This is a genomic window from Laceyella sacchari, from assembly GCF_004343255.1.
Lineage (GTDB): Bacteria > Bacillota > Bacilli > Thermoactinomycetales > Thermoactinomycetaceae > Laceyella > Laceyella sacchari.
The window spans coordinates 498845-510960 of record NZ_SMDD01000002.1; the positions used below are offsets into that span (position 1 = coordinate 498845).

The following is a 12116-nucleotide window of genomic DNA, read 5'->3' on the forward strand; positions in this document are numbered from 1 at the left end:
AAATCCTCCCCCTTGTCCTTACCCAAAGTATGGACAGGGGGACAACCCGTTTATACATGTTTTTGTAATTTTCACCCTACTGTAGAACGCCACCCGACGACGATGCGATCTAGTCCAGCCAAATCTTGTTTTACCGTCACTTCTTGGCAGACACTGGCCAAAAGCTCTGCCACTGCGCGCCCCTGGTCAGCCCCGATCTCAAAGCAGATCAGCTTCGGACCCGCTTTCACCGAAGCGAGGGCGCTCACCATCCGACGATAGGGTGAGAGGCCATCTTCGCCACCGTCCAAGGCAAGGTACGGTTCAAAGTCGCGCACTTGCCGCTCCAGCTCATAAACCGTCTGAGACGGAATATACGGCGGATTAGAGACGAGAATATCGATATCGGATAGTCCTGCCCCCAGCGGCGCCAATAAGTCGCCCTGAAGCCAGCAGATTTGCTCTCTGACCCCATACCTTTTAGCATTCATCTGCGCCACTTCCAGCGCAGAGACAGATAAGTCGATCGCCGTCAATTGCCATTGCGGCTTCTCCAGCGCCAAGGTCACTGCGATCGCACCACTGCCCGTCCCCACATCAACCACGCGTAACTCATCCTCGGCAAAGCGCCGCTCGGCCTCATCAATCACCGCTTCAATCAGCAATTCGGTTTCCGGCCGGGGGATAAGTACAGCCGGACTAACCTGGAACACCCTTCCGTAAAACTCCTGGTCACCCACAATGTATTGCAACGGCTCCCCGGACGCCCGCCGCCTGAGCCATTCCTCCAGCTTTGTTGCCAAGTCCGTCGGAAACGGGTCAGACAAACGCATGAAGAATTGTGTTCGATCCAAGCCTACCAGGCGCCGAATCAGCAATTCCGCCTCAAAATTTGCATTTTCTTCTGCCCCGTTGTCCTGCAAAAAAGAAGAAGCCCGGCGATAGGCTTCTCTCAGCGTATATTCCCTATGCATCCCACCGACTCCTTTGGTTCACTCGCTCACTGCGCCTCTTTGCTGAGCAGTTTCGTCTGTTCATGCAAAATCAGGGAATCGATCACTTCCTGCAAGTCACCATCCAAAATCAAATCTAGCTTGTGCAGGGTCAAGCCGATGCGGTGATCCGTCACTCTGCTTTGCGGGTAGTTGTACGTGCGAATCCGCTCACTCCGGTCCCCGGTTCCAACCGCACTACGACGAGCGTCGGCCAGCTTGGCGTTCTCTTCCTGTTGCTTGAGGTCGTACAGCCGAGCCCGCAATACCCGCATCGCTTTTTCCTTGTTGCTGTTCTGCGATTTCTCATCTTGGCAGGATACGACGATGCCCGTCGGAATATGCGTGATCCGCACTGCCGATTGTGTGGTGTTCACGCTTTGGCCACCTGGGCCGCTCGAACAGAAGGTGTCAATCCGCAAATCTTTATCGTGGATTTCGATTTCCACCTCTTCCGCTTCCGGCAACACCGCCACCGTTGCCGTGGAGGTGTGAATCCGACCGCCTGATTCCGTTTCCGGCACGCGCTGCACACGGTGGGCGCCGCTTTCATACTTCAACCGGCTGTAAGCGCCACGTCCCTGGATCGAGAAGACCACTTCCTTAAATCCGCCCAATCCCGTCGCATTGGCTTCCAACAGCTCCACTTTCCAACCTTGGCGTTCGGCGTAACGGGTGTACATCCGGTACAAGTTTGCCGCAAACAACGCCGCCTCTTCTCCGCCGGCCGCACCACGGATCTCGACAATGACGTTTTTCTCGTCGTTGGGGTCCTTTGGCAACAGGAGGATCTTGATCCGTTCTTCCAACGCTTCTTTGCTCGCCGTCAATTCTTCGATCTCCGCCTTCACCAATTCGCGCATCTCATCATCCAGCTTTTCTTCCAACATCGCCTTTGCGTCGCGCAATTGTTCAACCACATTTTTATATTCCAGATACGCTTGATTTTTCTCTTCCAATCCCGATTGTTCCTTGGAATATTCCCGCAATTTCTTGCTATCGCTGATAACTTCGGGATCGCATAGCAAGCGGCTCAGTTCTTCATATCGCTGATGAATCGCCTCTAAACGATCTAACACAGTTCTCACTCCCACATATCATAAAATCGCCGACCCGTTGGAATTTGGATGCGCTTTCCCACCCAACGCCAACGCCAACGCCCATGCAAATCCGACTCTATAAACACGTTATTTGATTGTACCACATCCCGCACCTTTTTTGGAAGAAACCAAAGACACCGTTCCAATGATAATGTTATGATGATAGAAAATGACAGAAAAATTAAAGGGAGAACACTGATACATGTACGAAGCACTTTCTGCAATCATTGAAAACCTGACCGTGTTTGGCCCGATCATCATCTTGTTCTATTTGGTCAATCTCGCCGAGCGTTCGCGCACACCAGAGCATCCGCGCGAAGGAAAAGAGTTCGCCTTGGTTCTTTATATGTTGATGGCTCTCAGTTTTGCCATCGTTTTTTTGCTTGGCCTCATCGCCCACTTCCAAGGCGAGCAGCTGGCACATACCCTCCAAGGCATTTATTCTAAACGCCTCACCAATCACTTTGCTGGCCAGCACGCAGCCATCGGAATGAGCTTGTGGATTCCGTCCTTGATAGGCATGCTTGTCTTCATCCCGTCGTTGCGCCGGTTCTTGGCCGGAAAGCTCCTGCCGATCGACCCTGCTCATCGTGTACATACGATGGCGCTATCTTTCAGCATGGTGGTCTGGGTCCAACTCTTCGTCACCGTTGCCATTGGACTCGGCCTTATCAATGACGCCACCGCGCCAAATGTGGCCGCGTCCTATACGTTTGCCTCCATCTGGTCGCAAAACATATTATTCGCCTTACTCGCCTTTATCGGAACAGGGTGGTTGACCCGCCGCGATGGGAAAGAAGTGCTGGAGCGCCTTGGTATGCGCCCTCTCACATTGAAACAAGTCCTTGCCGGGATCGGCATTGGCGCTGCGCTCACCCTGTTTCCAGCCTTGATGACATGGGTGGAAACCCTACTTGGTCCGATCGTAGACCAAAATGCAAACGATCTGACCACCAAGTTGCTGGGTCCCTTGTTCGATTCCATCCCCGGTGTGCTCACACTCGGATTGGCGGCCGCTTTGGGTGAAGAACTCATCTTCCGCGGAGCACTTTTGCCCCGCTTTGGCATCGTCTACACCAGCGTATTGTTCGCTTTGGTACACACTAACTACGGGCTCAGCCTGTCCACCCTGATGATTTTCTTCGTGGCGCTGGTGTTGGCGTATGCTCGCCTACGCGTCAACACTACGTTGAGCATGGTCATCCATGCAACCTACAACATCACCCTCGGCCTGCTCTATATGCTGGCTGGATAAGGGCCAAACGGCAAAAAATCTCAACACGCGCATAGCTGTGTTGAGATTTTTTTATTCAGCGGACAACCAGTTCATGGCAATGGCGACAGCGCGCTTCATACTGCTCGGAAGCCCCCACTTGGATGACGGGATCATTTACGGCGGCGGGCCGGCCGTCAATCAAACGTTGGGTCCGGCTGGCCGGAGCCCCGCATTTCACACAGATCGCTTGCAACTTAGTCACATACTCGGCAACGGAAAGCAAGAGGGGGGTAGGGCCAAATGGCTTTCCGCGGAAGTCCTGATCCAGTCCCGCACAGATTACGCGTTTCCCTTGATCGGCCAAATCCTGGCAGACTTCTACAATCTCCGGTTCAAAAAATTGCACTTCGTCGATAGCCACCACATCTACTTCCGATGTGATCAGCGACATGAGTTCCGTTGCGTTGCTAACCGGATGGGCATCGGCAATCAAACCATTGTGTGAAGCAATCGCTTCAGTGTGATAGCGGTCATCGATGGCCGGCTTAAATGCCATCACCTGCAACTTGGCGATTTTGGCGCGTCGAATCCGGCGGATCAACTCTTCACTCTTCCCGGAAAACATCCCACCGCAGATAATCTCGATCCAGCCCTGGCGCTTGATGTAAAGCCGTTCGCTTTTCACTATCGTTCCTCCCGTCCGTATTCGTTACAAATTGTCATTTTAACCGATCTTGACGAAAACGGATAGTTACAAGTTTTCCCGCACAAAAAAATCCAGGATGTCCCTGGATCAACTTTCTACGCAACAAAAAAGGCAAGCTTCCAACGATCGGCTTGCCTGGCAGGTTTTAACGCCAACAATCTCATTATTTGAGGTTGTATTTCTTTTTGAAACGGTCTACGCGACCACCCGCGTTTACCATTTTTTGTTTACCGGTAAAGAAAGGATGGCACTCGGAGCAAACGTCCACTCTCAAGTTCTCAACGGTAGATCCGGTTTCAAATGTATTTCCACATGCACAGGTAACAGTCGTCAATTTGTATGCCGGATGAACTCCTGCTTTCATGCTTTTCACCTCTTTTCCTAGCCATTCCATCTGTGACTCACTCCCCGCAAAATGCAGAGAAGTTATTCGCACGATTTCTAGAAAATCACTGCAACATTATAGCATGGTTAACAGCAGGAAGCAAGGCGATGTCTGTCCACAAAAAATAAATGAATGCCAATTATCTCAATAGCCGCAATGGGTTAATCGCTTTATCTCCTTTGCGCACTTCAAAGTGCAAGTGATACCCGGTTGCCCTGCCGGTCATCCCCATAAAGCCCAAAACCTGCCCCGTCGCGACCTGCTCGCCTTTGCTAACTGTAATCCGGCTCAAGTGCGCATAGTACGTGACCCAGCCTCCGCCATGATCCACGACCACTAAATTCCCATATCCGTTCACATACCCCGCTTGGACAACCTGTCCACTAAGCGCTGCGTGAATCTCCGCCTTTTCTTTCGCCGGGCTCCAGATATCGATTCCTTTATGTTGCCGCCCATTACGCCAACCAAAATTACTGGTGACCTGACCGGCTACAGGCCAACGAAAGATAAACTCCCCACTCGATTGCCGCGTTGGTGTTGTCGCCAATCGCGCCGCATTTCCGCGTTTTTCCTTGACCTTCTTCGGCGGGAGGGCCATCCGCACCGGAACGGCGATCAATTGGCCAATATATGTCAGTTCGGTGTTGGCCAGTTCCGGGTTGAGATAACGGATCAGCTCCGGCACTGTCTTAAACTCTTTGGCCAACCGCGCGACGGAATCGCTCTGTTTAAGGCGAATCCATTTTTTGGTCAGCGGAATCGTCAGCTTTTGCCCTACACGCAATTGGTCGGGATCGGGTAACCGATTGACTTGGGCAATCTCTTGATAATCCAAGCCAAATAGCTGGCCGATCTCCATCAGGGTGTCTCCTTGCTTCACCTCGTAAACCAATGGCTTTGTCTCCACCCTGGCGGCCAGATTTCCTTCGGCCACAGCCATGACCGGATTGAGATATTGAAAGATCGCTTCCTCGGCTATCTGTTTCTGCTCAGGTTCCCCATCCGCTCCCTCCAGCATCTCCGCGGAGACAACCGGATGTCTGTCTGTACCGAACATCCATGAGGCCGATGTGGTAACAGCGAGGGAAGAAGCCAACAATGCGCGTTTGGAAGACATGTCAGCACCTCACAAAAAGATGAAAGTGTCGGGTATACATTCACCCGGTTTCATCTTATGTGAGGCACTCGCTCGATATGTCAGTAAAATGTACCGCTCATGATACGGGAGTGGTTTGGCGGGGGGATTTCAACTCAAGGGAGTCTAAGAATTCCTCATTGGTTTTGGCTTGTTTCAGCCGTTTGACAAGCGCCTCCGTGGAATCCGGCGCATCGTTAAGCGATTTCCTCAGCGCCCACAATTTTTCCAACTCCGTCTTGCTCAAGAGCAAATCTTCGCGGCGCGTGCCGGATCTACGAATGTCGATCGCAGGAAAGATGCGGCGTTCTGCCAACTTGCGATCCAAATGCAATTCCAGATTGCCTGTCCCTTTGAACTCTTCATAGATGACATCATCCATCCGGGAACCAGTCTCGACTAAAGCCGTCGCCAAAATTGTCAAACTTCCGCCTTCCTCCACATTGCGGGCAGCTCCAAAGAACCGCTTGGGACGATGGAGCGCAGCGGGATCAATCCCCCCGGACAATGTGCGCCCGCTCGGCGGGATAACCAAATTGTAAGCGCGGGCCAACCGTGTGACACTATCCAGCAAAATCACGACATCTTTTTTGTGCTCTACCAGCCGTTGCGCCCGTTCTAACACCAACTCAGCCACTTTGATATGGTTTTCGGGCAACTCATCAAACGTGGAGCTCACCACTTCCGCTTTGACGGAGCGTTGCATGTCAGTCACTTCTTCGGGCCGCTCATCAATCAGCAACACAAATAGCTCAATATCCGGATAATTCTCTGTAATGCTGTTAGCGATTTCTTTGAGCAACATCGTTTTCCCTGCTTTGGGCTGGGCTACGATCAAACCGCGTTGCCCCAATCCCACCGGGGCGATCAAGTCCATCATTCGCGTCGATATCCGCTCCGGCGTCGTCTCCAATACCAAGCGTTGCTCTGGATAAAGAGGCGTCAACGCCGCAAAGTGCAGTCGCTCGGCGGCGACATTCGGATCTTCGCCATTAACCGCCTCCACATGCAACAAACCAAAATAACGCTCATTTTCCTTCGGCGGACGCACTTTTCCCGATACCAAGTCGCCTGAGCGCAGGTCAAAGCGACGGATCTGGGAAGCGGAAATATAAATGTCTTCCGACGAGGGCAGGAAGTTGATCGGCCGCAAAAAACCGTACCCTTCCGGCAGGACATCGAGCACGCCTTCCATGAACATCAACCCGTCTTGCTCCGCCTTTGCTTTTAATATCGCGAAAATCAGTTCTTTCTTTTTCAGCTGTGAATAATAAGGAATTTGATATTCTTTTGCCAGTTTGTACAAGTCGACCAACCGGCGATTCTCCAATTCGCTCAAGGTGAGCTCCATGGGTACCATCACCACTCGATTCTAGTTTCATCCCTCCTCCGCCAAACAGAGAGGAAGAAGGGTATTATAAAACAAGGTTTGGTTTTTTCTCAAGTCGATGGGTACCTTCCATAAAACGCACGGTTCCTGTTTTGGCGCGCATTACAACGGAATGCGTTTTCGCCAAGTTCCCTTGATAACGGACACCTTTCAACAATTCGCCATCAGTCACCCCAGTCGCCGCAAAGATGGCATCGTCGCCTTTGACGAGATCGTCCATGCGCAACACTTTGTTTGGATCGGAAATGCCCATCTTCAGGCAACGCTGAACTTGTTCCTCGTTTTCCGGCATCAGGCGCCCGAGAATCTCCCCACCCAAGCACTTAAGAGCCACAGCTGCCAACACACCTTCCGGGGCTCCACCAGAGCCAAATAGAATGTCCACGCCCGTATCTGGGAAGCCCGTATGAATGGCCGCTGCCACATCTCCGTCTGGAATCAGCTTAATCCGTGCTCCGGCGTTCCGTATTTCCTCGATCAGTTTGGCATGGCGCGGACGATCCAGCACCACGGCAACCAAATCATCCATGTCTTTGCCCGCCGCGCGTGCCACCGCTTTCAAGTTGTCAACCACAGGTGCATCAAGATCAACCAAACCAACGGCTTTCGGCCCTACCGCGATTTTGTCCATGTACATGTCAGGCGCATGCAACAAACACCCACGATCAGCCACCGCAACGACGGAGAGAGCATTCCACAACCCTTTGGCTACAATGTTCGTTCCTTCAAGCGGATCTACAGCGACATCCAATTCCGGCATGTACCCCAAACCGAGACGCTCCCCGATATACAACATGGGCGCTTCATCCATCTCCCCTTCACCGATGACAACCGTGCCGCGCATCGGAATGGTGTCAAACACCTTGCGCATCGCTTCCGTGGCCGCCCCGTCAGCTTCATCTTTCTTCCCGAATCCCATCCACCGCGCTGAAGCGATCGCCGCTGCTTCTGTTACGCGAACCAATTCCATTGTCAAACTTCGTTCCATCATTGCCATGTGTAATCCCCTCGCATCTTCATTTAGTATGTCACATGTATAGGATTAGAGTATCACATTTTACCCGACAGGTCATACTCCATCCACAGCCTATCCGTGCATATGCAGGCTGGGTCGCGAGTTGGTTCGGTTGTCACAAACAAGGTTCCACCGTATGAAAACAATAAGTGGCAAAAGAAAGAAAAAAGACAGGATGAAGGATAATTTCTCCCTGTGACAATCAAACGCACGGCATGCAACCCACGTGGCAGATACACGCTGAAAAGGGAAAGTGGCAATGATTGACAGCGGCGCACCCGCGTCAACTTCGATTGAGAGGAGATAGTTCGCAGGAGAACGATGGAACAATTCAGAATGAAGGGCAGGTTGTATGGAGACAGACGGAAAACAAAACATTCTCTCCAGTAACCGGTAACGTTTTATTCTTTCAACAGTACCCCCAACTACTTTACTTTAGCAGAAAAAAGAAGAGAGATGTTGATGAACATTTGTTTCACTTGTGAATCTACAGTGTACACAAAACATCTTCGCCTTGCATGCGCGAAATCCTTTTCCAAGAAAAACATGTTTCTTTTTTCAATTCAACCCATCTTTAACCATGGTATGCCCAATCGCCCCCCTATCCAAACACCCCATGGAAGCCCCGGAGCGATTGGGCTGACTTTTAAGCGCGCCAAAGACGGCCGCTCTGGGCAAAAGTGGCCGCAAGCGGGAATCCCTTTCCCGCCTTCCGCATGCTCATTTGCCCTTCTTCATCGCGCTTTTCCAGTCGGCTTCAAACTTTTCAATCCCTTGATCCGTCAGGGGATGGCGAACGATCTGCTCCAGCACTTTGTAAGGCACTGTCGCAATATGGCTGCCAGCCAGAGCCGCCTGGGTCACATGCATAGGGTGACGAATGCTGGCCGCAATGATTTCGGTGTCGATGCGATGCGTATCAAAAATCGCGGATACTTGTTCAATCAACTGCATGCCGTCTTGGCTGATATCATCCAAGCGTCCCACAAACGGACTTACAAACGTAGCCCCGGCACGTGCTGCCATCAACGCTTGGTTGGCGGAAAAGATAAGCGTGACATTGGTTTTGATGCCTTTCTTAGAGAAATGGTGAACCGCCTTCAACCCTTCAATGGTCATGGGGATCTTGATGGTGATCTTTTCAGAAAGGCGAGCGAGTTTCTCCCCCTCCTCAATCATGCCCCGGGCCTCGCGGCTCATCACTTCGGCGCTCACCGGCCCATCCACAATGGTCAAGATTTCGGACAGCACTTCTTCAAATACACGGCCGGACTTGGCTACCAAGCTGGGATTGGTCGTCACCCCGGCCAATAATCCCCATTCGTTCACTTGGCGAATCTCATCTACGATGGCGGTATCCAAGAAAAACTTCATGTCTCCATCCCCTTCGTTAACAACTGAATGATTGGGCAAAAGCCCGGGCCAACTGTATCTGGCCCAGGGCGAAATTAAGCTTTGCCGGAGCTTCCAAACAGGCGCATTTTGCCTTTAACCACTTCTTTAATCGCTTCACGGGACGGTCCCAAGTATTTGCGCGGATCGATCATGTCCGGATTTTTGTCAAGCAGTTCCCGGATCACTTGCACTTGGGCTACTTGGTTTTCCGTGTTCACATTGATTTTGCCCACACCGAGGGAAACAGCCTTCTTGATCGATTCATCCGGTACACCCGAACCGCCGTGCAACACGATGGGCGCATCGATGTTTTTGGCCACTTTCTCGATGATGTCGTAACGGATTTTTGGCTCGCCTTTGTACATACCGTGAGCTGTACCAACAGCAATCGCCATCGCGTCTACGCGGGTTTCTTCCCAGAAGCGGATGGCTTGTTCCGGATTGGCCAGGGTCGCATCCTCTTCTGCCACATCCAGATCGTCTTCCACTCCTCCGATGGTACCCAATTCCCCTTCTACAGAAACACCGACGGCATGGGCGGCTTCGACCACTTTTTTGGTCAAACGGATATTTTCTTCAAATGGATAGTGTGATCCGTCAAACATTACGGAGGAGAAACCAGCCCGGATACACTTCATAACCATCTCAAAGCTGCTGCCGTGGTCAAGGTGCAATGCAATCGGCAGTCCGGATTCCTCAGCAGCCACTTTCGCCAAGGCGACAATGTTGTTCAACCCAACATAACGAATGGCGCCTTCACTTGCACCGAAAATAAGCGGAGAGCGCTCCTCTTTGGCAGCCTCAGTGATCGCCTGGAAATATTCCAGGTTGTTCACGTTAAACTGCCCCACCGCAAATCCTTCTTTTTTTGCTTGAGGTAAAAAATGATTCATTGATACAAGCGGCATGTGAAAGCCTCCTTCAAATAGATAAACTTATTGTGTCATTTCGACATTATAACACTACGAATTCGAATTGGGTAATCGCATCAATAAAAGTTATTGCGGGTGAGGTGTAAGATCTGCCGCGCTTCTTGCGGTGTGGCGACTGGTCTTCCCAATTCCGTTGCCAGCCGGACGACCCGTTCCACCAATTGGGTATTGGTGGCCAGCTCCCCTTTTCTGTAATAAATATTATCCTCCAAACCCACGCGGACATGCCCGCCCCACAGGATGCCAAGTGTTGCCATCGGCAATTGCGCGCGGCCCACTCCGGCTACGCTCCATGTCGCTCCTTCCGGCAACTGGCGCATCAAGTGCAGCAGGTTTTCCGGCGTCGCGGGGATGGCCCCAGGCACACCCATCACAAAATCGAAGTGGAGATGCCCTGTAAAAAAGCCGCGTTCTACCAAACGAAGCGCATTAGCCACCATGCCCACATCAAAAATTTCAAACTCGGGCCGGACGCCGTATCGCTCAAACTCCTCCGCAAACAATTGAAGTTGCTCCGGCGAATTCATAAATACCTCATTCCCAAAATTGACCGTGCCCGTGGTGAGCGTAGCCATCTCAGGCCGAAGCGACAATGGTTGCAACCTCTCTTTCGACGACATGCCCACTGCCCCACCAGTGGATACTTGGATAATGGCATCTGTATGCCGTTCGATTCCCTCTATCACTTCACGGTAAATCTCTTTATCTTGTGTTGGCCGTCCCTCCGCATCCCGCACATGCAGGTGAATGATCGAGGCGCCGGCCTGGCATGCTTCCACCGCCGCCTGCACAATCTCATCCGGTGTCACCGGCAAATGAGGCGTATCCTCTTTGGTCACTTCTGCTCCGACCAAAGCCGCTGTGATGACTAACTTTTTCATGATGTATCCCCCTCCCAACACAAAAAAACCAGCCTATCGTCCTTTTGGTACCACACACGTGCCGGAAGCACGGGCAACCAAAAGAGGCTGTTCAAGTACGCGTGCTGCGTACGGACGGGCAGGATCTGTTCCTGCTTCAATCACCTTGTACGCCTCAAATATCATTTTCCGACTGGTATTGCCGACTTTCTCCAAACGGCCAACCGCTTCAACAAAGTCGCCTGCATACAGCGGCGCCAGAAATTCAACCATATCGTAAGCCACAAACAACCCTTCATCCCCATCATGCCTGATTAATATCTCCGTGGCCGCATCGCCAAACAGCGACATGATTTTGGCACCATCCACCAAATTTCCGCCATAGTGCGCGTCCGCTTGGCTGAGGCGCAAGCGGATCTTCGATTCAATCATGCTGTCTCCCTCTCTCCGCATTGAATTCATGAAGCCAAATGACGGATTACTTCTGAACGCAATTCTTCAATGTCAAACGGTTTGGTGAAATGGGTCAGCGCTCCAAGACGGCTCGCCTCCGCCACCATATCCAACTCTCCATACGCCGTCATCATGATCACTTTAGCCTTGGCATCAAACTTGCGCAATCGGCGCAACAACTCCAATCCATCCATTCCTGGCATTTTCATGTCCAGCAGGATGAGGTCTGGCTTTTCCATCTGAATAATCTCCAATGCTTGCTTGCCGTTGGACGCTTGATAGAAGAGGATTTGATCTTTTGAAAACACTTCTTTCAACAGCAGGCGGATGCCATATTGGTCGTCGACCACCAACACTTTTTTATTATTCATGCGCGACGATCCCCTCCCTTCAGCTCGGCTTTTCTCTAACTGGATTTTATGCGGGCGTTTTTGCGGTGCTAACCCGTTTACTCATTTGCTTCACACGTGACAAGGCACTTACATGAAAAAGGTTTTTCCGCGATTTGTCAGACACGCCCTGGGTCTATTAGTTTATCTTAGTGAATATGTATGACTA

At 51.6% G+C, this 12116-nt stretch carries 13 protein-coding genes; 1 reads left to right on the forward strand and 12 read right to left on the reverse strand.

Annotated features, from left to right (window positions below):
* Positions 1-71 precede the first annotated feature (71 nt).
* Both prmC and prfA read right to left on the reverse strand, forming a co-directional pair.
* On the reverse strand, positions 72-953 hold the full coding sequence (gene prmC, locus EDC32_RS09600; protein WP_132221745.1) for a peptide chain release factor N(5)-glutamine methyltransferase: 882 nt from the start codon (positions 951-953) through the stop codon (positions 72-74).
* Between the two features lie 26 nt (positions 954-979).
* Complete coding sequence (gene prfA, locus EDC32_RS09605; RefSeq protein WP_132221747.1) at positions 980-2050, reverse strand: peptide chain release factor 1; 1071 nt, start codon at positions 2048-2050, stop codon at positions 980-982.
* Positions 2051-2273: 223 nt separating this feature from the next.
* On the opposite strand from prfA, the gene EDC32_RS09610 reads away from it, so the two are divergent.
* Positions 2274-3326 carry a CPBP family intramembrane glutamic endopeptidase gene (locus tag EDC32_RS09610; protein WP_132221749.1) on the forward strand — a complete coding sequence of 351 codons (1053 nt, stop codon included), beginning with the start codon at positions 2274-2276 and terminating at the stop codon, positions 3324-3326.
* Between the two features lie 55 nt (positions 3327-3381).
* Here the strand turns inward: EDC32_RS09610 and EDC32_RS09615 are convergent, their stop codons facing one another.
* The 10 genes from EDC32_RS09615 to EDC32_RS09660 all read right to left on the reverse strand — a co-directional run bounded on the left by EDC32_RS09615 (position 3382) and on the right by EDC32_RS09660 (position 11929).
* Positions 3382-3972 (reverse strand): thymidine kinase, encoded by a 591-nt coding sequence (locus tag EDC32_RS09615; protein ID WP_281275224.1) that lies wholly within the window; start codon positions 3970-3972, stop codon positions 3382-3384.
* Positions 3973-4156: 184 nt separating this feature from the next.
* Positions 4157-4357: a 50S ribosomal protein L31 gene (gene rpmE / locus EDC32_RS09620; protein ID WP_029071962.1), complete on the reverse strand. Its 201-nt coding sequence runs from the start codon at positions 4355-4357 to the stop codon at positions 4157-4159.
* A 160-nt stretch (positions 4358-4517) separates the two neighbouring features.
* Positions 4518-5495: a peptidoglycan DD-metalloendopeptidase family protein gene (locus EDC32_RS09625; protein WP_132221751.1), complete on the reverse strand. Its 978-nt coding sequence runs from the start codon at positions 5493-5495 to the stop codon at positions 4518-4520.
* A gap of 97 nt (positions 5496-5592) precedes the next feature.
* On the reverse strand, positions 5593-6864 hold the full coding sequence (gene rho / locus EDC32_RS09630) for a transcription termination factor Rho (protein WP_022737364.1): 1272 nt from the start codon (positions 6862-6864) through the stop codon (positions 5593-5595).
* A gap of 64 nt (positions 6865-6928) precedes the next feature.
* On the reverse strand, positions 6929-7891 hold the full coding sequence (glpX, locus tag EDC32_RS09635; RefSeq protein ID WP_132222054.1) for a class II fructose-bisphosphatase: 963 nt from the start codon (positions 7889-7891) through the stop codon (positions 6929-6931).
* Positions 7892-8638: 747 nt separating this feature from the next.
* Positions 8639-9292, reverse strand: coding sequence for a fructose-6-phosphate aldolase (gene fsa / locus EDC32_RS09640; RefSeq protein WP_132221753.1), 654 nt, complete (start codon positions 9290-9292; stop codon positions 8639-8641).
* Positions 9293-9366: 74 nt separating this feature from the next.
* Positions 9367-10221: a class II fructose-1,6-bisphosphate aldolase gene (gene fba, locus EDC32_RS09645; protein ID WP_022737361.1), complete on the reverse strand. Its 855-nt coding sequence runs from the start codon at positions 10219-10221 to the stop codon at positions 9367-9369.
* An 80-nt stretch (positions 10222-10301) separates the two neighbouring features.
* Entirely contained in the window at positions 10302-11126 is an 825-nt protein-coding gene (gene kce / locus EDC32_RS09650; RefSeq protein ID WP_022737360.1) for a 3-keto-5-aminohexanoate cleavage enzyme, read from the reverse strand.
* 33 nt (positions 11127-11159) lie between these two features.
* A complete protein-coding gene (gene kal, locus EDC32_RS09655; RefSeq protein WP_022737359.1) occupies positions 11160-11537 on the reverse strand; it encodes a 3-aminobutyryl-CoA ammonia lyase in 378 nt (125 codons plus the stop codon).
* 26 nt (positions 11538-11563) lie between these two features.
* Positions 11564-11929 carry a response regulator gene (locus tag EDC32_RS09660; RefSeq protein WP_132221755.1) on the reverse strand — a complete coding sequence of 122 codons (366 nt, stop codon included), beginning with the start codon at positions 11927-11929 and terminating at the stop codon, positions 11564-11566.
* Positions 11930-12116: the final 187 nt, after the last annotated feature.